At 41.5% G+C, this 23,335-nt stretch carries 18 protein-coding genes; 11 read left to right on the plus strand and 7 right to left on the minus strand.

Annotated elements, in window-relative coordinates:
* Positions 1 to 438: 438 nt before the first annotated feature.
* Positions 439 to 3,765: an efflux RND transporter permease subunit gene (locus V7K53_RS04315; protein WP_335196405.1), complete on the minus strand. Its 3,327-nt coding sequence runs from the start codon at positions 3,763 to 3,765 to the stop codon at positions 439 to 441.
* Between the two features lie 335 nt (positions 3,766 to 4,100).
* Positions 4,101 to 5,747, minus strand: coding sequence for a mechanosensitive ion channel family protein (locus V7K53_RS04320; protein ID WP_335196406.1), 1,647 nt, complete (start codon positions 5,745 to 5,747; stop codon positions 4,101 to 4,103).
* A gap of 392 nt (positions 5,748 to 6,139) precedes the next feature.
* Here V7K53_RS04320 and ahcY point away from each other — a divergent pair, with 392 nt between their 5' ends.
* The 5 genes from ahcY to V7K53_RS04345 all read left to right on the plus strand — a co-directional run bounded on the left by ahcY (position 6,140) and on the right by V7K53_RS04345 (position 11,208).
* Complete coding sequence (gene ahcY, locus V7K53_RS04325; RefSeq protein WP_335196407.1) at positions 6,140 to 7,417, plus strand: adenosylhomocysteinase; 1,278 nt, start codon at positions 6,140 to 6,142, stop codon at positions 7,415 to 7,417.
* 232 nt (positions 7,418 to 7,649) lie between these two features.
* A complete protein-coding gene (locus tag V7K53_RS04330) occupies positions 7,650 to 8,069 on the plus strand; it encodes a XisH family protein (protein ID WP_335196408.1) in 420 nt (139 codons plus the stop codon).
* The gene (locus V7K53_RS04335) at positions 8,057 to 8,389 is read left to right on the plus strand and encodes a XisI protein (RefSeq protein ID WP_335196409.1); all 333 of its coding nucleotides are present in this window, start codon (positions 8,057 to 8,059) and stop codon (positions 8,387 to 8,389) included. The genes V7K53_RS04330 and V7K53_RS04335 overlap by 13 nt, the downstream gene beginning before the upstream one ends.
* A 170-nt stretch (positions 8,390 to 8,559) precedes the next feature.
* Positions 8,560 to 10,758: a hypothetical protein gene (locus V7K53_RS04340; RefSeq protein WP_335196410.1), complete on the plus strand. Its 2,199-nt coding sequence runs from the start codon at positions 8,560 to 8,562 to the stop codon at positions 10,756 to 10,758.
* Between the two features lie 114 nt (positions 10,759 to 10,872).
* Complete coding sequence (locus V7K53_RS04345; RefSeq protein WP_335196411.1) at positions 10,873 to 11,208, plus strand: XisI protein; 336 nt, start codon at positions 10,873 to 10,875, stop codon at positions 11,206 to 11,208.
* A 100-nt stretch (positions 11,209 to 11,308) separates the two neighbouring features.
* On the opposite strand, the gene V7K53_RS04350 is transcribed toward V7K53_RS04345, so the two are convergent.
* Together V7K53_RS04350 and V7K53_RS04355 are read right to left on the minus strand one after the other, a co-directional pair.
* Positions 11,309 to 12,115 carry a pentapeptide repeat-containing protein gene (locus tag V7K53_RS04350; protein WP_335196412.1) on the minus strand — a complete coding sequence of 269 codons (807 nt, stop codon included), beginning with the start codon at positions 12,113 to 12,115 and terminating at the stop codon, positions 11,309 to 11,311.
* A 10-nt stretch (positions 12,116 to 12,125) separates the two neighbouring features.
* Positions 12,126 to 12,767 carry a hypothetical protein gene (locus tag V7K53_RS04355; RefSeq protein WP_069068805.1) on the minus strand — a complete coding sequence of 214 codons (642 nt, stop codon included), beginning with the start codon at positions 12,765 to 12,767 and terminating at the stop codon, positions 12,126 to 12,128.
* Positions 12,768 to 12,880: 113 nt separating this feature from the next.
* Here V7K53_RS04355 and V7K53_RS04360 point away from each other — a divergent pair, with 113 nt between their 5' ends.
* Positions 12,881 to 13,090, plus strand: coding sequence for a hypothetical protein (locus V7K53_RS04360; RefSeq protein ID WP_335196413.1), 210 nt, complete (start codon positions 12,881 to 12,883; stop codon positions 13,088 to 13,090).
* Positions 13,091 to 13,348: 258 nt separating this feature from the next.
* Here V7K53_RS04360 and V7K53_RS04365 read toward each other — a convergent pair whose 3' ends face one another.
* Both V7K53_RS04365 and V7K53_RS04370 read right to left on the minus strand, forming a co-directional pair.
* Positions 13,349 to 13,723: a hypothetical protein gene (locus tag V7K53_RS04365; RefSeq protein ID WP_335196414.1), complete on the minus strand. Its 375-nt coding sequence runs from the start codon at positions 13,721 to 13,723 to the stop codon at positions 13,349 to 13,351.
* 99 nt (positions 13,724 to 13,822) lie between these two features.
* A complete protein-coding gene (locus V7K53_RS04370) occupies positions 13,823 to 14,188 on the minus strand; it encodes a hypothetical protein (RefSeq protein WP_335196415.1) in 366 nt (121 codons plus the stop codon).
* 542 nt (positions 14,189 to 14,730) lie between these two features.
* Between V7K53_RS04370 and V7K53_RS04375 the strand changes: the two genes are divergently transcribed.
* From V7K53_RS04375 to V7K53_RS04395, 5 genes are all read left to right on the plus strand, one after another.
* Positions 14,731 to 15,864 carry a substrate-binding domain-containing protein gene (locus tag V7K53_RS04375; protein WP_335196416.1) on the plus strand — a complete coding sequence of 378 codons (1,134 nt, stop codon included), beginning with the start codon at positions 14,731 to 14,733 and terminating at the stop codon, positions 15,862 to 15,864.
* A 497-nt stretch (positions 15,865 to 16,361) separates the two neighbouring features.
* A complete protein-coding gene (nifH, locus tag V7K53_RS04380; RefSeq protein ID WP_335196417.1) occupies positions 16,362 to 17,327 on the plus strand; it encodes a nitrogenase iron protein in 966 nt (321 codons plus the stop codon).
* Between the two features lie 371 nt (positions 17,328 to 17,698).
* Entirely contained in the window at positions 17,699 to 19,108 is a 1,410-nt protein-coding gene (gene nifE, locus V7K53_RS04385; protein WP_335196418.1) for a nitrogenase iron-molybdenum cofactor biosynthesis protein NifE, read from the plus strand.
* Positions 19,108 to 20,418 carry a nitrogenase iron-molybdenum cofactor biosynthesis protein NifN gene (gene nifN / locus V7K53_RS04390; protein WP_335196419.1) on the plus strand — a complete coding sequence of 437 codons (1,311 nt, stop codon included), beginning with the start codon at positions 19,108 to 19,110 and terminating at the stop codon, positions 20,416 to 20,418. The genes nifE and nifN overlap by 1 nt, the downstream gene beginning before the upstream one ends.
* Before the next feature lie 53 nt (positions 20,419 to 20,471).
* Complete coding sequence (locus V7K53_RS04395; RefSeq protein ID WP_335196442.1) at positions 20,472 to 21,725, plus strand: glycoside hydrolase family 10 protein; 1,254 nt, start codon at positions 20,472 to 20,474, stop codon at positions 21,723 to 21,725.
* 56 nt (positions 21,726 to 21,781) lie between these two features.
* Here the strand turns inward: V7K53_RS04395 and V7K53_RS04400 are convergent, their stop codons facing one another.
* Positions 21,782 to 23,263 (minus strand): site-2 protease family protein, encoded by a 1,482-nt coding sequence (locus V7K53_RS04400; protein WP_335196420.1) that lies wholly within the window; start codon positions 23,261 to 23,263, stop codon positions 21,782 to 21,784.
* Between the last annotated feature and the right edge of the window lie 72 nt (positions 23,264 to 23,335).

A 23,335-nucleotide genomic window follows, 5' to 3' on the forward strand; every position in this document is an offset into this window, starting at 1 on the left:
GAGAAGAGGCAGAGGGGCAAGGGAGCAGAGAGGCAAGGGGGCAGGGGAAAAAGACCTCTTATTTGCTGCCGTGAATCACAGCGGAACATGGGGCTGAGTCCATCCACTTCTTATAAGTGGTTCTCGTACTCTACGGGAAGCTAGCGCAACGGGTGGGTTAATCCCTTTTCTATTTGTTTTGTCCCCTCTGTTCCCTGCTCTACGGTGTATACACAAGTCTGAAATAGTTTACTCACCTGGTTTTTCGCCTCAGTTTTACCCCACCCTAGCCCTCCCCCTATGTATTTGGAAGGGAACTAGATTTCCGGTCTCCCCCCAATGCATCGGGGGGATTAAGGGGGGTAATTTGACTTGTCTATATACCCCCCTGCTCCTCTGCCCCCCTGCCTCTTTTGAAAGAGTTACTCTGCACTTTGCTAGGAGACTTAAGAGCAAAACTTAGATTATCCCATCCTCCTGAGACCTAAATTGCGTCTCTGGCAGATTTGAGCCAGCAGGTAGAGCTTCATGTCTAGTTCCCGAAGCTCCTGGAGAATCTGGAGGATTTGAACCTCCTCGCTTCCGAGGTAATATAGCCTGAGCCAAGCTCTTAACCAAAATATACAAAATTGGCACTAAGAACAAACTCAAGAACGTCGAAAGCATCAGCCCCCCAAACAGGGCTGTTCCTAAAGACCAACGGCTGCTGGCTCCAGCCCCTTGAGAAATTACCAAGGGCAAAAATCCTAACAACGCTGCAAAGGATGTCATTAAGATTGGTCGCAAGCGTTCTTGCCCCGCTTTCACTGCCGCCCGCGTGTAGCTCATGCCCTGCTCATGCAGTTGATTGGCAAATTCCACGACTAGAATCGCGTTCTTGGCAGCTAGACCAATCAAAGTTACCAAACCTACCTGGCAATAGATATCATCCACCACTTTCGGGAAGAGGCTACCTGCCATGAAAATATTGGAACGCAGCCAAATCGCTGTCATTGCCCCCAAAACTGCTAGGGGAACTGTCAGCAAAATAATAATTGGGTCAATGTAGCTTTCATACTGAGCTGCCAGCACCAGAAAGACAATCACAATCGCTAAACCAAAAATCAAGCCCGTAGCTCCCCCCGATGTTTTCTCTTGGAGATAAGTGCCTGTCCACTCATAACCAAAACCTTGAGGTAAGTTCTCTGCTGCTAGTTGCTCCATTGCTTTAATCGCCTGTCCAGAACTAGCACCGGGAGCCGGAGCGCCCTGTACTTTGATTGACCTGTACAAGTTGTAATGGGCGATGGTTTTCGGCCCCACAAAGGGAGTAATTTTCACCAAACTGCTCAACGGAATCATTGCCCCACTGGCAGAGCGAACATACAGCTTGCCAATATCCTCTGGATTAGAACGGAATACCCCGTCTGCTTGAACATAGACCCGATACTGTCGCTGTCCCTGCACGAAGTTATTTACATATTGCGACCCCAGATAAGTTTGCAACGCCCCAAAGATGTCGTTAATTTCGACATTGAGAGCTTTGGCTTGGTTGCGATTTACCTGAATGTCAAATTGGGGAGTGTCTGCGGTGAACTGAGTGAAGACTCCTTGGAGAACAGGGCTTTTACGTGCCGCCCCAATCAATTTTTGAGCAGTCTCAATTAGGGTTTCAATCGGCGCACTGCCGGTTTTGTCTTGAATGATAAACTCAAAACCACCTGTAGTACTTAATCCTCTCACTGGAGGAGCATTCACTGCGATCGCTCTGGCTTCTGTAATTGTAGAGAGCTTTTTGTTCAGTCTCTGAAGTATGCCATAAACAGATTGAGATTCTTCAGTTCTCTCTTTCCAGGGTTTCAGGTTAGCAAAGGCAATACCTAAATTGGAAGCATTACCATCGAAACCAAAGCCACTGATCATAAAACTAGCTCTAACTTCGGGAGCCGATGTGACTTCTTTGACTACCTTGTTCATCACAGATTCGGTATATTTCAAAGAAACCCCATCAGGCCCCTGGACAATGACAAAGAAGTAACCCTGATCTTCCTCTGGAATAAATCCCGTAGGTACTGCTCTGTACATCAAAACTGTTGCTAATAAACCAGTGACAAAAACCCCAATTACAATCGGCTTGACATGGGTAAGGTAGCTAACAAACCCGACATATCGCCGCGTGAACCAGCTAAATCCCCGATTAAACTGGGTAAAAAACCACCCCAAAGGGCCCCGTGGAGTCTGAGCAGGGCGCATGAGGATGGCTGCCATACTCGGAGAGAAGGTTAAGGCATTGAAGGTTGAGATGCCAATGGAGCAAGCAACGGTTAAGGCAAATTGTTTGTAGACAATCCCAGTAGTACCCGGAATAAAGGCAACGGGAATGAATACTGCCATGAGTACAAGTGAAGTGGCAATAATTGCCCCAGTTAACTCCTTCATGGCTTCGACAGCCGCCTCAAAGGGCCTCATACCCTCCTCTAGTTTGACTGCAACTGCCTCCACCACAATAATGGCATCATCCACAACGATCCCGATCGCGAGTACGAAACCAAACAAGGTTAGTGTATTAATTTGAAATCCTAAAACCAACAGAGCCGCACACGTCCCAATCAAGGAAACGGGGATCGCTACAGTCGGAATGATCGTGGTACGCCAGTCTTGTAAAAAGACAAAAATTACCAAAACCACTAGGACAATTGCCTCAACCAGAGTGTGCAGAACTTCTTCTAAAGAAATTTCTACAAACGGAGTGGTATCAAATGCCAACTGTGCTTTTAGTCCAGGTGGAAAATTTTTCTCTAATATTTTGATCTGTTCTTCAACAGCATGAGCAACCTTGAGGGCATTACTACCGGGAAGTTGATATATCCCCAAACCCACGGCTGCCTTGGGCGCATTTCCTGGGATGGTGAATTTAGCATCAGCGAGATAGTTCTCTGCTCCTAGTTCAACTCGACCGACATCTCTGACTTTAACTAAAATGCTGCTATTACTGGTGCTATTGCTGGTGCTATTAGTATTGCTACTAGTGCCACCTGGACTTACCTTTAGCACCATATCCTCAAATTCAGCCGCATCTTTAAATCGACTGGTTGCCCGTAAAGCAAATTCAAAGCTTTGATTATCTGGTGCTGGTTCCTTACCAATCGCCCCTGCACCCACCTGAATATTTTGTTGTTGCAGGGCAGCTGTCACATCTTGCGGAGTTAGCTTATGTTGGGCAAGCTTGTTGGGATCGAGCCAGAGACGCATGGCATATTTGCGTTCCCCAAAAACCCTGGCACTTCCTACACCAGGGAGCCGTTTGATCTGATCGAAAATATACAGATCGACATAGTTACTGATAAAAATGTTGTCATACTCATTATTTTCTGAGTAAAACCCATAGACAAGCAGCAAACTGCTTGATGCTGTTTCAACAGTCACACCTGTTCGTTGGACAGTATCTGGCAATTGAGGTGAAGCCAGTGCTTCTTTATTCTGAACGTTTACTTGAGCAATATCGCTATTGACATTAGTCGGGAAAGAGACAGTTATATTGCTCGAACCATCATTACCCGTATTAGAAGATATATAAGATACATCTTTAACACCATTAATTTGTCGCTCAATAATGTTGGTGACAGTATTTTCTGTTGTTTGAGCATCCGCACCAATATTGTTGGAGCTAACAGTAATTTGCACTGGGGCAAGGTCTGGTAGCTGAGAAATGGGAAGAATCGGTATACAGATGCTTCCCAGCAGCAAGATGATGAACGTGCAGACCGTCGTCAGCACTGGCCGTCTGATGAAGGTATTGACAAACATAAATCAAGGAATAAAGGAAAAGTTTCAGACTGGTTAGGAACGTAGTAGCTTTTTATTAATATAAGGATTTATTAAGGCTTAATGTTAGATATTTTCTTTTTCCTATACTCCGTATGGGAATGCATATATTTATGCTGATGACTCAATGTATTCAAATGTATCATTAGAGGCAGAGCCGACAAAGCTTATAATTAACCGTTCCCATGCAAAACATGGGAACGAGTCAAGCTTTATCAAGCTAGGTTTTTAGGATTTGTGTATACAACGTAGCTTGATAAGGGGAGAGTTAGAATTTGGTCTAATCAACTGAAAAATGCGGTAATGAATCCAAATTTCTAATTATCTTTGCCATTGCTTGGAAAATTTAACAATTGATCGTCATTGACCCAAATTGCTTGTTGAGGTACAGAGATAGAAATTCCAGCTTCGTCGAGGGCAACTTTTAGGCGGCGGCGAAGTTCCCGTGCGACATCCCATTGTTTGAGGGGCTGTGTTTTAATCCAGACACGAATAATCAAACCGCGATCGCCAAATTGATCTATTCCCAAAACTTGCGGCGGTTCCAAAATTTGACTCTGCCATTGCATTTCTTGATTCATCTTATCGGCAATAGTTGCAATCAAGTTCAAAGCCTCTTCTGTGTTGGCTTGGTAGGCGATGGGAATTGTTAAATCGGCTCGCGACCAACGACTAGAAAGATTGGCAACAACTTTAATTTCACTATTGGGAATTGTGATCAAGCGTCCTTCAGAATCCCGCAGTTGGGTCATCCGCAGATTCAGATTTTCTACTAAGCCTCCCACGTTTCCCACATTAATCACATCGCCTAAAGCATACTGGTCTTCTAAGATGATCAAAAAACCGTTAATCGCATCTTTAATTAAGTTTTGCGATGCCAAAGACAATGCAACACCAACTAAACTAGCACCCGCTAGTAAGGGAACAATATCTATCCCCAAGGATACTAGCGCGATCAAGAAACCTACTCCCACCCAGATAGCAGTAGTGATACTTTTAGTGACACCAGAAAATGTGGAAACTCGCAGTTGCAGCCGTGCAGAACTTTCTGGAGTGAGGAAAGCACCACTGCTAATCAGAGTGGAGGCGAAGCGGTCAATCAGGGCGTAGGTCAAACGAATTGCTACATAGGTTGCCAGGCATACGACAGCTAATCGCAAAGGAAATTGGGCAGCTGTGAGAATTGCTACTTGAAAACCTCGTGTATAGGGAAATAAACCCAAAATAAAGAAGGTTCCGCCTCCCCAAATTCCGGCTTGACTGAGCTGAAACAATCGTCTTTTGGCTTCTTGGAGATGTTGCTGTTGTCGTTGATTTAGTTGTGTTGTAATTGCTTGATCTGCTGGTTTTGGGTAGTTGAAGAGTTCCCTTTGGGGTTGGGAGGCAATGGAGTTTTCTAAATCCTTTTGGGAACGCCGCTGCCAGCTATATACCCCCCAACTCATGATAATCATTGCTAGTCCGACACCGCCAGCAATTTTACCTTGGTCGATTAAAGATTGAATTTGCCTTTCTTGCTTGGCTTGTTGCAAGTCTTCTTCTAACGATTCTTTGACTTGATTTGCCGATGTTGATACATCTACCTGTCGCAGTCCCGCATCTTCAGAAGTAACGGTCATCAGATATTGACCGTTGACATAAATTACTGGTAATTCGTTTATTTTGCGAACATCTACCTTGACTGGTGTGTTTGCTGGTGATTGAAAGTAATTTTGGCCAATTTTCTCCAACTTCTTTTGAATATCTTCTGAACGCTCAGGAAAGTTGGTTCTTGTTGCCGCTATTTGAAATAACCGACGACCATCTAAATAAATCCAGCCCGAAACAACTCTGTTATCTGAATCATTACTAATACTGCTGGGAGCTTGCAGTTGAGGTAACAAAGGAATCTGGGCTGTGGCTTTTGGCACAGATACAACGCCTATGGCCATTGAACTGGCGATCGCCAAAAATTGAAAACGCACTCAAACACCTCCTTGAATTAAATCTACTGGTGACTACTTCGATAACTATCCTCCGCAATTCCTTTGGGTAGATGTACCTATCTAAAGTTGAGGTTTTCTCTTTAGATGATGAAATTTTCATATTTTTTTGTTCGTCTTCTATCTTTAGAGAGATGACAAGGTACTGCAAATCAGCAGGTAAGGCTAAAAAGATTATTACTCTTACCAAACATAAAACAAAAAGGAAGAAGCTGGGGAGGAAGTTGACATAAGGGTAATCAAACGTCAAGCTAGTTTTGAGGACTCTTGACTAGTGATTTGCTTTCTTTCAAGCAAAAATCGCCAGTAGTAGAATAACCTAGTAGAGTGCGTAAACTTTACGTAGCTTTTTTTATTTTTTGAGGTAACTTTTGATGACCGCAACTTCTCCCCGATTAAAGCACGAGGTTAAAGACCTCGGCCTAGCTGCCTTGGGAAGACAGCGCATTGAATGGGCTGGACGCGAAATGCCAGTTTTGAAGCAAATCCGCGATCGCTTTGCTATCGAAAAGCCCTTCGCTGGTTTACGCCTTGTAGCTTGTGCGCACATTACAACAGAAACAGCACATTTGGCGATCGCTCTGAAAGCCGGTGGTGCAGATGCGCTTTTAATTGCTAGCAATCCTTTATCAACGCAAGATGACGTAGCGGCTAGCCTCGTCGTCGATCATGAAATTCCTGTCTTTGCTCAAAAAGGCGAAGATAACGAAACTTATAACCGCCACGTTCAAATAGCTTTAGATCATCGCCCCAACATTATTGTTGATGACGGTAGCGATGTGGTTGCAACTTTGGTACAAGAACGCCAACACCAAATCGCTGATTTGATTGGTAGCACCGAAGAAACCACCACTGGTATTGTGCGGTTACGCGCCATGTTTAGAGAAGGCGTTCTCACCTTCCCCGCAGTCAACGTCAACGACGCCGACACCAAGCACTTCTTTGATAATCGCTATGGTACTGGGCAATCAACCCTAGATGGCATTATCCGCGCCACCAATATTTTGTTGGCTGGTAAAAACATTGTCGTCGTCGGTTATGGCTGGTGTGGTAAAGGTACAGCCCTCCGCGCCCGTGGGATGGGTGCTAACGTCATCGTCACCGAAATCGACCCCATCAAGGCAATTGAAGCCGTAATGGATGGCTTCCGCGTTCTGCCAATGGCTGAAGCAGCACCCCAAGGTGATATATTTATCACTGTGACTGGTAACAAGCACGTCGTTCGCGGCGAACACTTCGATGTCATGAAAGACGGTGCGATCGTTTGTAACTCCGGTCACTTTGATTTGGAACTTGATTTGAAATACTTGGCTGCACAAGCTAAGGAAATCAAAGAAGTTCGTCCTTTCACCGAAGAGTACAAGTTGAAAAATGGTAAATCAGTTGTCGTTCTCGGACAAGGACGCTTGATTAACCTAGCTGCGGCTGAAGGACACCCCAGCGCGGTAATGGATATGAGTTTTGCCAACCAAGCTTTGGCTTGTGAATTCTTGGTGAAGAATAAGGGTAAGTTGCAACCTGGTTTGCACTCAATCCCTGTTGAAGTCGATCAAGAAATTGCTCGTTTGAAGTTGCAAGCTATTGGTATTACGATTGATAGTTTGACAGCAGATCAAATTGAGTACATCAATTCTTGGACTTCGGGAACTTGATACATTGATTAATTGATTTTTTGGGGATAGGCGTTTTGCTTATCCCTTTTTTTTGTGTTTCTCTCGCAGAGATGCAGAGGCACAGAGAGAGAATATAATAGGATAAATACAGTTCAGATAAGACCAAAACACTTGTAGAGACGGCGATTTATCGCGTCTCGAAAACCCAAAATTTTTGCCAGTAGCCCTTAACTGAACCGTATTGGGATAGAGGGTGTTATTGTAAGTTTGTATGTCAGCAAAAGATATTTTTCATAATACTGTAAAAGTAGCCTTAGAAAAAGATGGCTGGAAAATTACACATGATCCCTTGTTTTTTAAACTCTCTGAACAAATTAGAATTAAAATAGACTTAGGAGCGCAAAAGTTAATTTCGGCTGAAAAAGATGAGCAAAAAATAGCAGTAGAGGTAAAAAGTTTTATTGGGGTGTCAGCAATCTCAGAGTTTCATACAGCTATAGGTCAATTTTTAAACTACAGGGTAGCATTAGAACAAAAGGACTCTGAACGAGTATTATATTTAGCAATATCTCAAGATATCTACCAAGAGTTTTTTCTAGATTCTTTTATTCAAAGTGTATTAGAACGGTATGAAATCAAATTATTTGTTTTTCATGTTCAGAAACAGGAGATAGTATTATGGAAGAATTAGATTATCAGGAATTAGTGAAAAAAATCATCTATAAATATGCAAATGAGCAACCCCAGGAAGATTTAGAAAACACCGAAATTGTATTTGATACAGAACGCGATCGCTATTTATTATTATATGTGGGATGGAATGATGAAGAAAGAGTATATGGATGCCCAATTCATATTAGTATCAAGGATAAAAAAATTTGGATTCAGCGAGATTTTACTGAAGAAGGAATAGCTAATCAATTAGTAGAATTAGGTGTGCCGACAACAGATATTGTTTTAGGTTTTAGATCGCCTTATGTCCGGCAGTTTACTGGTTTTGCATCTGTTTAATTTTTTCGGATTTCATCCTGACTGAAGTTCAAAGTTGAGTACATCAATTCTTTAACTTCCAGAACTCGACAGATTGATTAGCTGATTTTTTGGGGATAGGCCTTTTGCTTATCCCTTATTTTTGCTAAAACTTGTATATCTACTGTTTAAAATGATTAGATGATAAATTTATGAAAGAAAGTGAAATTCAGAAAATTATAGAAAACGCGATTCAAGAAAATAAATTTTTAGAGCTTATAGAGGATGAGGATATAAATTCATTAGAATACCGCTATCAATCTTATTATGATCCGGATTCTTTACCATCATTTTTGATTGATTATTTATCTACGAAAAAAGCAATAACTTCTGCTAGAAATGTACTACAATTCTTGGAAAATATTCGTATCATAACAACTGCTTCTAAAAGTATTTCCCTTGATAGATCCCAAAGGTTATTTCCAGACTTAATTCTATTCAATGAAGAACAACGTAAATTAATAATTATCGAAATAAAAAGGAGTAGTCAAGCAGCAAGAGAAACAATCACGGAAATAATTGCTTATGAGTCAGAAGTAAAAAATATGTTACCATTCTTATCAAATTTTGAGGTTAATTTTTGTATTATATCCACTGAATATCCCGATCTTCTAAATCATTCCATTTCAGGTTTAATCACCTGGGAATCGAAGCAAATTCTTTGCTTGAAAATAGAATTGGATGAACAAGATTTAAAACTAAAAATTCATATACCTTCTGCATGGACTTCAACAGGGAACATAACTTTTCCCCCAAACGCTATATCAACTTTTCAAATTATTCTGTATCAGGAAAGCAATGCAGATATTTTAGCAGATGCAGAATCTGCTGTTTTTTATGCAGCCAGCCTCATTGCTAGAGAGGGTGATAGAAATAATTCACATGGTTTTGTACTTGTTTGGCATGATTGCTGGGATGGATGGGAAAATGTTGGTGGTGCTACTAAATTTCATCTGACTGTAGGTTTCATAAATCCCTATGTTTTTCTCCCATTTGCACAAAATAGAGGAATGATTAATGTTTCACAAAGTCCCATAGGTGAGTATTTGATTGAAAATTCAGTAGAACTTGCCTCTGCTTATTTATCCAGTGATCAGATTTGGGAAAAAGGTATTACATACTTGAAGCAGTATTATAGAGTTGATATAGAGGGATTATCTTCTTGGGATACCGAAAGAGCAAAACCTTACGAAATTAATTCTGTATTACTAACAATGCGTCATCGTTCCCTACCATTAAGCATCGAACTTTGGGGAAGTTTAGGTGATTTTGCTAGAGAATTTATTTCTCATCCTGGAGTAAAAAAATATATTTTATCTAAAATTTCTAATAGAATAATTAGCTGTGAAGATCCATTTATTGGAATACCAATTTTAGATAGCATTTCGGGAGTTAATAAATTAGACAGTAGAGGCTTTACTTGTAAAGTGTTGTTTCATCTTGGTGTGTCTTTAGGTACATTATTAACACTATATAATACAGCTATTCATAATGAAGATGGAAGGCTTAAACAGCTACCTGCTTCTATAACTTGGTATATGTTAGATATTCAAGCAACTTTATTAGAAGTGGCAATAAGATATGGAGAGTCAAATAGTCTTACTGTTCCTCCTCCAGCAATTAAGGTTACGACAAAAGAAAATTTTGAAGATGCTTTATCAAGCATTCAATCTTTTGTAGATTGGATGTATACTCATTTCTTGAGTGAAAAAAATAAAATACATAGTATTTGTCTTCAGTTAGGTTTACAATGTCATCCTCTATTAGATTCTTATCTTACTTGTATACTTTCTGATGAACAAAAAAAAGATTTAGAAGAAAATGTTTGCAACACCTCTACTTATTTACTTAAAAATATAGCAAAAGCTTGTTTTTCAAAAGATTTGTATTTACCAGATGAAGAAGTTAAGGATATAATGAATGATTTATCCAATAATTATCTAGAAAAGAATATTAATCAAATCAAACTAGAGAAAATATTTACCTTAATTGAGAATATTCCCACCAATAAACATTTGAATCTTTATCATACTAAATTAATGTATTTGCTCGATAGGCTTATTATTCCAGTTACCCACGACAATCAAATTTCTAGTAATTTTTCTGACTATAAAAACATAGATTGGATATGGATACATGAAAGAATGCTTTATTTGAGAGAGAAAGAAAATTTATTTCCTGCTGTTATAGTTGATATTAATGGATCTGTTAACATAGTAGATTGTAGCAACGAAGATTATATTTTACCTCTCAAAGATAAAATTGATTTTAAAAATAATTTTTTATTTATAGTTTCATCTGCTGGAGTTAAGACAGTTTTGATTAAAGAATGGAAGGAAGTAAGCTTGTAAAGCTAAATGAATTGAATAAATTATTTATATTTATTTTCTAATTGGTAAAATTTTATTAGAAAATTAACGCCTTTGTTTACTTGTCTTCGACTCAAAACGAGAGGTGATACTGCAATGGATACCTTAGATAATTATCGCCAAATCATTCAAAAAATATTAAACGAATACGCCCAACTCCCCTACGCTTACGGAGAACTAGAAAGACAGCTAATTATAGACCAAACCGCCAATCATTACCTACTACTAACACTAGGCTGGGAAAATAATCAACGGGTGCATGGTTGTTTAGTCCATATTGACATTATCAACGATAAAATCTGGATTCAAAGAGACGGTATAGAATACGGTATAGCAAACGAACTTGTTAACGCTGGTATTCCTAAAAATCAAATTGTTCTCGCCTTCCAACCAGTCGATGTCAGGCAGTATACTGAATTTGCTGTTACTTAATTAAGCCTAAAAACTAAGCTTTACATAAATTTTATATACTTTTTGTGGGAAGAGATACCCCAAAAAATGAATCTAAACGTCAATTCCTTGTTCTTGTAAACTAATATTTTGTTGAAGGGTTAGGCATAATTGTTTCTTGAAGATTTACACCACTGAGGTTAGCTCCCCGAATGTCGGCTCCTCTAAGGTTAGTTCCTCTGAGATTTGCCCCTGCCAAATTCGCGTCTCTCAGGTTAGTCCAACTCAAGTCAGCTTGACTCAAATCAGCTTCACTTAGGTTAGCCCGCAATAAGTATGCACCACTTAGGTGAGCCTTGGTCAGATTAGCTTTGTATAGGTCAGCTTTGTAAAGATAAGCCCCTAAAACTTCTGCTTCGTACAAACTCGCCTCGCTGAGGTCAGCCGCAATCAAGTTAGCTTCAATGAGGTTGGCAAAAGAGAGGTTAGCCCGCATCAACTTTGCTGCACCTAAATCGGCATCTCTTAAGTTAGCACCTTTTAAGTCAGTGCCAATTAGATTAGCGTATGCGATCGCAGCACCTCTAAGATCCACCTGACTCAAGTCAGCTCCAATTAAATTGGCATAACTCAAATCTGCCTGCGTAAGTATAGCGCCACTCAAGTTAGCAACACTGAAGTTAGCCGCACTCAGGTTAGCTTCATTCAGGAAGGCTTTGTAGAGGTTGGCACTACTGAGGTCAGCACCACTGAGGTTTGCTCGCACAAGTAAAGCGTTATCCAAATTGACTCTTCTCAAGTTTACCCCCTGGAGGTTTGCGCCTCTGAGGTTATCGCCTTGCAAATTCGCGGCGCTCAGGTCTGGTTCAATCTGGGGATTTTTCTTTCTCCACTCAATCCATTTAACCGCACCTGCTTTGAGTAAAGTTAGATGCTCTCGATTTGCCATTTTCTCTCCTTTACTCCTGACGCCCACCCAGAGAATTTACCCGACCAGCGACACTTTCAATAGCTGTTAATGCTCCCGCTGCTCCTGCTAGAATATCCTGTTCTTGTCCACCTAAGTAAAGCCGTCCAAAACTACCTACAGCTTGAACTTCTAGAATGTTAATCCTCGCTGCTTTTTCCGCTTCATTGGCAGCTAGTGCGGCGTAAGCAGCAGGCTCCACTTCTAATACATACAGCGTTTGACCTGCTAGTAGTAGCTGTCCTCGGCGCGTGCGATTAATCAGTTGTGTTTGATAAGCATCGATGTTGCGGATAATCTGACTAGAAATAACACGCGGTTTCAGACATTCCTCTCTTTTGACTCCCAGGAACGCCAAAATTGCTTGACCAGCAGCTCTGGTTTCGCCTTGGGAGCTAGAATGAACTTCCAATAGTCCGTATAGTCGTTCAACTACCTGTACTCCCGGACGAACAGAGGCAGATTTCAGGGCTATATCCGTAATCTTATTAATTTCGATACCAGGAGAGATTTCAATCCACAGTGATGTATCTCCTGGTAATGGTAAGAAGCCTTGGGCTACTGTTCCCATATATGCTGCATGTTGAGGTTGCAGGTTGTCGAGAAATACGAAACTGCGTAATTCTATGCCCAAGATTTTGCTCTCCAGTCGTGAGGGTAAAAGTTATCTATATGCGAGATATAAGCGCCTAACTTGACAATATAGGGTATAAAGGAGCGCAAAATCCGTTAAACGGATCTACACCCGTGTGTCAAATAGCAATTATAGAAGCTAATGCTTATTTAGAAGACCATTGTCGTCTTGGGATAAAATCTACTTCGATCGGACGACATAATTTTTGTTTAACACGGCTGCTTTGTAAACATCTTGACCCTTTTACATTACCTCAGTTTTACCCCAAATATTTCCCCAACATCTCCCAACCGGAACTGCAAGGATTAGATACCAATGAATAGACATCTTGCAAAAGTAACAAATGCCAAGATGTTGGGGAAAGGGAAAAGGTTAAAGGGTAAGGGAAAACTCCATACCTTTACCCGCAACCCCATTCCCCACAAGTATTTTCACAAACGCTCGTAAGTTCCTTTCCCTATCCTTCCAATCAGGTAAATAAGCATATATAAAACACTTAAATACCTTGCCGTGGTTTGGGATTTCGGCGCGATCGCCAATATTTCTGCGGAAGGGCGATCGCGATTTTTTTGGTTTATCTATCAGGTACTGGGTAAGTCCCCTTCAGGTAAGATATTATCGATGCTGAGTACCCACGGTATACCTTTGTCAATTGGAGAACTGACAGTAATTTTAGCTCTATTGGCAAACTGTTTTAAGCGATCGGCAAATTGGGGAACAGTTTTCATGATATTGCGATAACTTTCCATGTTATTACAAATTAGGATCAACGTCAAAACGCCACTATTGATTTGGAAATACCAATGACAACTCGATAACAAAATCCGTGTCATGCGATCGCAGGCTAGGAAAAAGCTTTTTTTAGTTGCTTCTTCAAGCTGTCGAAATAGTATTTCACTCAGCTTAATTGTTTGAGGTGAAGGCAAATCATCTGGATGTAGGCATGGTTGATTCATAAGTTTTTAGCAAGCTTCAAAAGTAACGAAGCTGCGGTGAAGATTGGTACTTTTGATTTTTTGCAGATTGAATATTGCAGAAAAATCAGGTTTACTAGATTATTGTTTTTGAGTGATAATCCACAGTAATTCTAACCACAACTGGGGATAAACTTGCTTGAGGTTTGAGAGGGGATCGCGCATTAAGTTATTGGCATTCAAGCAAACAACTTCAACTAGCCCTAAGTATTCTGCTACTTCTTTGAGTAGGTTTTTTTGTTCTACTACAGCACTCATTAGTCTGTCAGGGCAATAAATAGCAATGTATTTTGTATGGCGGATGCATATTTTTATATTCACTCTTGTTAAGTGAGGATGAGGAGTGATTATCTTCACATAACATTGGCTTAACAGTTTCCATACACGTGGGTGAGTGTGTTCAATAATTACGTTAAATTGCTGGGCTAAATCTTCTTCGGTAATCATTACTCTCTCCATTGCTTTGTTGCCATCTGTTGCATACTTTGGTAAATACCTAATTGATTGTGCAAAAACTTAAAACAGCAATTATTTGCTGATGCTATGTGCATATTCACTTTAGTCAAATAGGTAATTTTTCGTCAGGGCAAATTTACCCCAAAAAGCGAAATTGTTTGGTATGTTTTCTACTGTTGGTATTACTCGCCTATCAAGCATCAAAGCTGAAACTAATCTCTAAAACTGTATTAGACGCTACTATCCACCAATTTAGTTGGTAAAAATTTACTGCAAAATAAATGCTCTGTTTATCGGAATTTGGCGCTTTTGAGCCAAAATAGCAGGTAAAAAACAACCACCCGCAAAAATAATTTGCGCTTCGCAAGCAAATTGGCTATTTCTGTGATAGTCTTTTTATATGGGGAATCAAGACAGCGAAAGCACAAAAAGTCTTCAAAGAGAAATGATATAAACTCAAAGACCAGACTTTCGCCTTGGCAGATGCAATATTTAAATCCGCTACGGCTTTTTGAAACTAAGAGACAAAGCCAATGAAGCAGGATAGTGACCTCCGTAATAACTTGAAGTCGATTAGAACTCGCTTAGGCATGAGCCAACAAGATTTGGCTAACATCGCTAATGTGACTCGTCAGACAATTAGTGGTGTAGAGTCGGGACTATATGCTCCCTCAGTAGCCATAACACTTCGCTTGGCCAAAGCGCTTGGCTGTCAAGTTGAGGATCTATTCTGGTTAGAGCGGGATTTACCTGAAATTGAAGCAGTCCTTGCCAAACCCGTTCCTAATGGTCAGCAATTGCGAGTTAGCATGGCTCGTGTAGGAGGACAATGGATAGCTTATCCCTTGATTGGTAAGGATGCTTTTCGCCAAGATATGATTCCGGCTGACGGTGAGGGTGAGACTTGCACAGGTACAAATAAAGTTCGAGTCCGTCTTTTAGACGATAATCTCGAAACACTCCACAACACCGTTGTGATTGCTGGTTGTGCCCCTGTGATTTCACTATGGGCAAGAGCCACCGAACGCTGGCATCCTCAACTGCGAGTCCAATATAACTTCGCCAATAGCATGGCTGCATTGCACAGTTTATGCAGAGGTGAGGCGCACATCGCGGGGATGCATCTGTACGATCCTGAAACTGGTGAGTATAATACTCCCTTTGTTCGAGATGTTCTGGCTGGAAGGGAAGCAGTTCTGATTACCCTTGGTGTCTGGGAGGAGGGACTTTTGTTGAAGTCTGGGAACCCAATGGGAATTAGAACAGTTAGCGACTTAGTGGCAGGGGGAGCGACTATTGTTAACCGCGAAATCGGTTCTGGTAGTCGGATGCTTTTGGAACAAACACTCCAAAAAGAGCAGATACCATTCGATGCTGTTCAGGGGTTTGATAATATATTCAAAAGCCACCAAGATGTTGCCCAAGCTGTAGTAGGAGGAGTTGCCGATGCAGCTATTAGCACGGCATCTATAGCTACCGCCTTTGGGCTGGGATTTATCCCTTTACATCAGTCACGATATGATTTGGTGATTCTCAAGGAATATCTAGAAGTTGCACCTGTACAGCAGTTGCTCAGTACTTTGGGACATCGAATGGTTCACTCACAATTTGAAATTCTCGGCGGTTACGATATCAGCAAAATTGGGGAAGTTGTAGCGACTGTTTAGAGTGGATTGCAATGGTTGGTTGTGTGCTTAAAGGAATACTTGGCGTAGATTGAAATTCCTGCTGCAACCACTCTTGAGGTATGAGCAACCTTCTTTCTAATTACAACAACTGATGATGCTCAATTCGGAATTCGGATTTCAATTTGAGTTTCCGGCTTGGAATCTGTAGACGCGATGAATCGCGTCTCTACAAATGGTCTATTTGTGGGTTTCTTTTTTCCCATTGGTATTGCTACCGCTAGAGAAATCATTTAAGTGAGCGGATGGTAATACTTGCAATATTCCTTGAGTAATGACTCTAAGTCAACGAAAACTGACCAAAACTTGAGTATGTTCTTTATTCGGACTCTTTCTGCTGTAGAACGAGCACCTCCAATGACGTTCTACATAAGATCACTGCTGTAATTTTACAGAGCGAGTACCTCCGGTAGGCACTTTGTGCCAACGCCTCATAAACCGACACACCCAACAAACAAACAATTGCAGGATAAATTATCATGTCCGACGAAAGAATTAGACAGATTGCTTTTTACGGTAAAGGTGGTATTGGTAAATCTACCACTTCCCAAAACACCCTTGCTGCGATGGCAGAAGTGGGTAAACGCATCTTGATTGTCGGATGTGACCCGAAAGCTGACTCCACTCGTTTGATTTTACACTGTAAAGCTCAAACTACCGTGCTGCATTTAGCTGCTGAACGGGGCGCTGTGGAAGATATTGAACTTGAAGAGGTGGTAATCACGGGTTTCCGCAATATCAGATGCGTAGAATCAGGCGGGCCAGAACCTGGTGTAGGTTGCGCCGGTCGGGGTATCATCACCGCCATTAACTTCCTTGAAGAAAACGGCGCTTATTCAGATGTAGATTTCGTATCTTACGACGTATTGGGCGACGTTGTGTGTGGTGGTTTCGCGATGCCAATTCGTGAAGGTAAAGCCCAAGAAATCTACATCGTTACCTCCGGTGAAATGATGGCGATGTTTGCAGCTAACAACATTGCTCGTGGGGTTCTCAAATATGCTCACACTGGTGGTGTACGTTTGGGTGGACTGATTTGTAACAGCCGGAAAACTGACCGAGAAGATGAACTGATTAGTACCCTTGCAGCGAGATTAAGTACTCAGATGATTCACTTCGTCCCCCGTGACAATATCGTGCAACACGCCGAATTGCGTCGGATGACTGTAAACGAGTACGCACCCGATAGCAACCAAGCTAATGAATATCGCACACTAGCAGACAAGATTATCAATAATACAAATCTCGCCGTTCCCACACCCATCGAAATGGATGAGTTAGAAGATTTGTTGATTGAATTCGGTATTCTTGAAAGTGAAGAAAATGCTGCGAAACTAATTAGCCAAGCAGATGCTGCTAAGAAGCAAGAAGATGCTGAAGGTGAAGTACTAGAAGCACTGAAAAAAGGCAATGTAGAAATAGTTTCTGGTAGCGAGAAAAAGTAAGGTTCTTATTCAGACCCCGGTGCTAAATACAGAGTAAATATTAGGTGGGCTATTTTGGCCCACTCTCTGACCAATCCTTTAAAATGGAGGTAGTGGAATAGCCAATCTTAACTCTCTGCATTTGAATCACTGTGTTAACACTAATCTACCAAGGTGTACACGGCAAAATTAATACTTTAATAGTCTATTTCGTGTTTTTGTTTTCTCCTTCTCTAACGTAGTTGGTGTTTATGTTTTAGGGGATGGGAAACTATTTTTCTCATTCCCTTTTATTCCATGCTTTAGATACACGGTTAATCGATGAAAATCATATCAAAGCCTTTTGGAATTCACTTAATATCTAATAACTTCTACCTATTGTCACCAAACAAATGAATCCTACCCCAGAAAAAATCAACGATTCATTCAGTGAGTCAAATTCCGAAGATACTCGTCAACAGCAGAAACTGCATAAAAAAAAGTCCTCCACACAATTACCACAACCTGGAACTACTCAAGGGAGTTGTGCTTTTGATAGTGCGATGATTACCTTAGTACCAATCACCGATGCTGCTCATGTAGTTCACGGGCCAAGTGGCTGTGCTGCCAGTATTTGGGGAAGTTACAGCAGTCTCTCTTCTGGTTCAATGCTGTACAAAATACGTTTTACCAGCGACATCGATGAGAACGATATCATCTTCGGTGGAGCCAAAAAACTGTACAAAGGCATTTTAGAATTAGCAAGACGCTACAAACCGACGGCGGTATTTGTTTACTCGACTTGCATTACAGCCCTGATTGGAGATGATATCGAGGGAGTTTGCAAAGATGCTACCGAAAAAACAGGAATACCTACTATCCCTGTACATTGCCCTGGATTTATTGGGAACCAAAATTTGGGCAACCGTGTTGCTGGTGAAGCGTTGCTAGAACACGTTATTGGAACAGCCGAACCAGAGGCTAGTACACCTTATGACATCAACTTAATTGGTGAACATAATATCGCAGGTGCAATATGGAATGTTCTACCGTTATTGGAGAAATTAGGTATCAGAGTTTTGGCAAAAATTACAGGTGATGCTATCTATAAAGAAGTTTGCTATGCCCATCGTGCCAAACTTAACGTGCTGCTCTCCTCTAAAGCACTAATTAACATGGCAAAAAGCATGGAGAAAAAATATGGTATTCCCTATATTGAAGAGTCTATCTATGGTATTGAGTCAATCAACCAATGTTTAAGGAATATTGCTACCAAGTTGGGTAACTCTGATTTGCAGGAACGTACAGAAAAGTTAATTGTAGAAGAAACTGCTGCAATAGATGAAAAACTTGCTCTGTATATTACCCGATTACAAGGTAAGCGCATTATCCTTTCTATTGGAAGTTTCAAAAGTTGGTTGATTATCTTTGCTGCTAAGAAATTGAGGATGGAAGTTATTGTTATTCTGACTAAGAATAATACTGATGAGGATCGAATTAGAGTCAAAAGTTTGCTGGGGCAAGATGGCATAATTCTAGAACAAAATAGTCCTGAAGAAATTTTACAGATAATTAACGCAAATCAAGCTGATATGTTAATTGCTGATAAACGCTATCAAGACACTTCTCTTACAGCTAAGATTCCATTTCTAGATATTAATCAAGAACGCAACCATGCTTATGCAGGCTATATAGGAATTTTAGGGGTAGCACGAGAATTGTATGCTGCTTTTTACAATCCTGTATGGGAACAAGTATGCCAGCTAGCCCCGTGGGAAGTAGGAGTAGAGTCAGCAGGAAATTCTCAACAGGAGGAAATTTGATGGCGATTATTAGCGTTACGAGTACATCAGTTGCAGTTAATCCCCTGAAGCAAAGCCAAACTGTGGGTGCAGTTTTAGCCTTTTTAGGATTGAAGGGAATCATGCCTTTATTACACGGTTCTCAAGGCTGCACTGCTTTGACTAAGGCGGTATTAGTACAACATTTCCGTCAGGCGATTCCCCTTTCCAGTACGGCGATGACAGAAGTTGCAACTATTTTGGGGGGCGAGGAAAGAGTTGAACAAGCAATCTTGACTTTGGTGCAGAGATCCAAACCAGAAATTATCGGTCTTTGTAGCACTGGACTGGTGGAAACCAGAGGTGATGATATGGGACGCTTTGTCAAGGAGATTCGCCACCGTCATCCAGAACTGGATTATTTACCAATTGTGCTTGTCTCTACACCGGATTTCAAAGGTACATTACAGGATGGCTTTGCTGGTGCAGTTGAGAGTATAGTTAGGGAAATTCCCCAAAAAGGCTCCAAGCAAGACCCTTGTCCCACACAAATCACTATTTTGGCGAGTTCTGCCTTCACACCAGGGGATGTCCAAGAAATCAAAGAGATTGTCACCTCTTTTGGACTTGTACCTATTCTTGTACCTGACCTTTCTGGCTCACTAGATGGTCATATAGAAGATTCTTGTAGTGCCATTACAGCTAATGGCACAAATGCAGCACAGTTGCGCTCAATTGGTAGTTCTGTATTCACTTTGGCACTGGGTGATAGTATGCGGGGCGCAGCGCAAATTTTGGAGCAGAGATTCAATATACCCTATGAGGTATTTGGTGAATTGACGGGACTAACAGCAGTAGATAAATTTCTACAAGCTTTGGCGGATATCAGTGGTGTTAGCGTACCGGATAAATACCGCCGTGAACGCCGTCAGTTACAATATGTGATGTTGGAAAATCACTTTTACTTTGGTTGCAAGCGAGTGTCTTTAGCGCTGGAACCAGATTTGCTTTGGTCAACAGTTTCTTTTTTGCGATCGCTAGGAGTTGAGATTCACGCAGCAGTGACAACAACACGCTTTCCTCTGTTAGAAAAACTGCCGATCAAGAGCGTTACTATCGGCGATTTGGAAGACTTTGAGCAACTGGCAGTTGGGTCTGATTTACTAATTACCAACTCTCATGGAGTGGCGATCGCTCAACGCTTAAAAATTCCTCTCTATCGTCAAGGAATTCCCATTTTTGACCGTTTAGATAGTGGTCAGTTCACCAAGGTTGGCTACCGAGGTACTATGCAGCTTTTATTTGATATTGGCAATCTGTTTTTAGAGCAGGAAACAAAGGTTAAGCATTAATATTAGTTATCATGCCGATGTTTCCTTCAATGACACAGACATTTTAAATAATGATGAAAAGGTTTGTAAAGTGGTGTGTTGAGTTTTCTTCTTGGTGGAATATTCGCCAAAGTAGAAAGTCTCTTTTGTTTATCGTTATGCTGACCTTAAGCGCGATCGCTACGATGATATTATCGTTCCCCTTGAACGCTCAAATTAATTTGCCCCGAACGCCAGCATCTGAGTTAAGGGGGGTGTGGTTAACAAATATTGATAGTGATGTGTTATTTGAGCGCGATCGCCTCAAGGGATCTTTGCAACGCCTTGATGAACTCAATTTTAACACTATATATCCGGCGGTTTGGAATTGGGGATATACATTGTATCCTAGCAAAGTTGCACTAAAAGTTATCGGGCGATCGCTCGATCCCACACCCGGACTCAAAGGGCGAGATATCCTGAAAGAAATTGTCGATGTGGGACATCAAAAAGGGTTAACGGTAATTCCCTGGTTTGAATTTGGCTTCATGGCACCAGCAGATTCACTATTAGCTAAAAATCGTCCCCAATGGCTCACTACTCGCAGCGATGGGACTCGGATTGTTAAAGAAGGGACACATAATCGAGTTTGGCTAAATCCTTTTCGTCCAGAAGTACAACAATTTATTCAAGATTTAATCGTTGAAATTGTTAGAAACTACAATATCGATGGTATTCAATTTGATGACCATTTTGGCTTACCATCAGAATTAGGATACGATGCTTATACAGTGGCACTTTATAAAAAAGAACATCAGGGAAAAGCTCCCTCCAAAGACTCCAAAGATCCAGAATGGGTGCGTTGGAGAGCTAACAAAATTACCGAGTTTATGAAACGGGTATTTACAGCAATTAAAGCTACTAAAAAAAATTGCCTAGTTTCCGTTGCTCCTAATCCTCAACGTTTTTCCTACGATTTCTTTTTAGCAGACTGGCACAAGTGGGAACGGATGGGAATTATTGAAGACTTAGTTTTGCAGATATATCGGGATGATTTGAATGTCTTTATCAGCGAATTAGAGTATCCAGAAGTAAAAGCGGCTAAGAGTCATATTCCAGTGAGTGTGGGCATTTTGGCTGGGTTAAAAAACCGATCTATACCAATGCAGCAGATTCAGACACAAGTGCAAAAAGTACGCGATCGCAATTTTGCCGGAGTCTCTTTCTTTTTCTATGAAACCCTCTGGAACATGAGTAAAGAAAAGCCTCAAGAGCGTCAAACTGCCTTCCAGAAAATTTTCCCCACACCAACGGCTTACCCGAATTTGCTAGCAGGTTGGAAACCGTAGAAATGTGGGGAGTAGGGAGATAGGCAGAGTTCTTCAAGCTCCTAACTCAGCACTCTCTATCCTATTCCCAAACGCCCAGCCAAGGCGGGAGTTAGGGGTAGAAGCGTGGTAATCATCAAGAATAGAGCTAAAAGCCCCAAAGCGGCTCTAGCATCATCGGGTTCAGTGACTTCATTCAAACTGGGGCGTTCTTGATCCCGTTGCAAAAAGAAAATTACGATCGCCCAGTACATGGCAATCATATTACCGAGAGACACGAGCGCCAGTAAAATTAAAGTTGCGATCGTTGCTCGTCCTGCGGTTTTGCGTCCATAAATCGCCTGCACAATCCGCCCACCATCTAGTTGTCCTGCGGGCATTAAGTTCAAAGCGGTAATTACTAACCCCAGCCAACCAATAACTACTAGGGGATGAACGCTTACCAAGGGTGACTGCAATGCCGAACCAAGGACAACTCGCGCCAAACTTCCCACCAAAATCGACCCTTGGAAAAACTGATTGGGCAATTGAAATAAACTACCTGGGTGGGAAAGCAGCAAGCCCGTCACCAACATTAACAAAGAGACAATACCACCTGCGGCTGGCCCTGCCAAGGCAATATCAAATAATACCTTGCGGTTGGGCAACAAAGACTCAAAGCGGGTAATTGCACCAAAGGAGCCAATTTGCACTGCGGGTAGAAAAAAGGGCCAGCTAAGGCGAATTTGGTGACGCTGTGCAAGTAACCAATGACCAATTTCGTGAGCTACTAAAATCGAAAATATTCCAGCGCCTATGGGCAAAGCTTCTTGAAACCGCCCTGGATTGCCAAAAAAATCAAAATTCAGCAGTAATCCCGCAGCTTCTAAACTTGTGGCAATGGTCGCTATTAACAGAATACCTGCAAAAGCTTTTTGCGATAACAACATCGGCCGGGGATCGTTGCGGCTCGGTAGGACAATCATCACGGGTCTACCGTCTGTATTTTCCACTAAAAACAGACGATATTTATCGCCAAGGCGTTGCCGTAAACTTGCAGTTAGACGGTTGTGAGTCTCTTCTGGTTCTCCCCGCAAATTGCCTTTGAAAATGGCTCCATCTTGGTAGGCGATGGTTTCTGTGGCAAAAAATGTATCGATACCAAAAATGCCTTTAATTGTATTCAAGTCATCTTCCGGTATTGGCGGGATCTCCGCTTTCAGTTCTGCGACTGCTAATTGTGGGGAATTTGCTGCAAGTGAGGAAGCAGCAGCGAGTCTTTCGGTTGCGCGTTGTTTGAGGATGGCATCTTGCCCAGCTGCGCGTAACTGTCTGCCCAAATAAACGTACAATCCGGCGGATGTCACCACCAAGAACAATATACCCGCTATATTGATGTAAATCCCTGCGGCAAACAATCCAAAAAACAGGAGCCAGGGAGTCATCAACACCACCGACTGTAACCAGGCTAAGATTCCCAGCTTACCAAAAGGTCTGGCGCGATAAAAGCCCCAGCCCAAAATGCCTAAAGCTACCAGTAGGATTGCCGCCAGGATAGAAGTTTCTGATAAAGTAAACATCTCCAAACCTTTGCTATTGAGACTAACCCAGAACAAGTCCGGTATTGCAGATACACTATTAATTTATAACGT

Source organism: Nostoc sp. (assembly GCF_036917355.1).
In the GTDB taxonomy this organism is placed as follows: domain Bacteria; phylum Cyanobacteriota; class Cyanobacteriia; order Cyanobacteriales; family Nostocaceae; genus Nostoc.

What these genes read in the sequence shown, in the direction of transcription:
- V7K53_RS04315 (WP_335196405.1), bottom strand. Translation starts at nt 3,765, where the DNA reads ATGTTTGTCAATACCTTCATCAGACGGCCAGTGCTGACGACGGTCTGC.
- ahcY (WP_335196407.1), top strand. Translation starts at nt 6,140, where the DNA reads ATGACCGCAACTTCTCCCCGATTAAAGCACGAGGTTAAAGACCTCGGC.
- V7K53_RS04330 (WP_335196408.1), top strand. Translation starts at nt 7,650, where the DNA reads ATGTCAGCAAAAGATATTTTTCATAATACTGTAAAAGTAGCCTTAGAA.
- V7K53_RS04335 (WP_335196409.1), top strand. Translation starts at nt 8,057, where the DNA reads ATGGAAGAATTAGATTATCAGGAATTAGTGAAAAAAATCATCTATAAA.
- V7K53_RS04340 (WP_335196410.1), top strand. Translation starts at nt 8,560, where the DNA reads ATGAAAGAAAGTGAAATTCAGAAAATTATAGAAAACGCGATTCAAGAA.
- V7K53_RS04345 (WP_335196411.1), top strand. Translation starts at nt 10,873, where the DNA reads ATGGATACCTTAGATAATTATCGCCAAATCATTCAAAAAATATTAAAC.
- V7K53_RS04350 (WP_335196412.1), bottom strand. Translation starts at nt 12,115, where the DNA reads ATGGCAAATCGAGAGCATCTAACTTTACTCAAAGCAGGTGCGGTTAAA.
- V7K53_RS04365 (WP_335196414.1), bottom strand. Translation starts at nt 13,723, where the DNA reads ATGAATCAACCATGCCTACATCCAGATGATTTGCCTTCACCTCAAACA.
- V7K53_RS04370 (WP_335196415.1), bottom strand. Translation starts at nt 14,188, where the DNA reads ATGATTACCGAAGAAGATTTAGCCCAGCAATTTAACGTAATTATTGAA.
- V7K53_RS04375 (WP_335196416.1), top strand. Translation starts at nt 14,731, where the DNA reads ATGAAGCAGGATAGTGACCTCCGTAATAACTTGAAGTCGATTAGAACT.
- nifH (WP_335196417.1), top strand. Translation starts at nt 16,362, where the DNA reads ATGTCCGACGAAAGAATTAGACAGATTGCTTTTTACGGTAAAGGTGGT.
- nifE (WP_335196418.1), top strand. Translation starts at nt 17,699, where the DNA reads ATGAATCCTACCCCAGAAAAAATCAACGATTCATTCAGTGAGTCAAAT.
- nifN (WP_335196419.1), top strand. Translation starts at nt 19,108, where the DNA reads ATGGCGATTATTAGCGTTACGAGTACATCAGTTGCAGTTAATCCCCTG.
- V7K53_RS04395 (WP_335196442.1), top strand. Translation starts at nt 20,472, where the DNA reads ATGAAAAGGTTTGTAAAGTGGTGTGTTGAGTTTTCTTCTTGGTGGAAT.
- V7K53_RS04400 (WP_335196420.1), bottom strand. Translation starts at nt 23,263, where the DNA reads ATGTTTACTTTATCAGAAACTTCTATCCTGGCGGCAATCCTACTGGTA.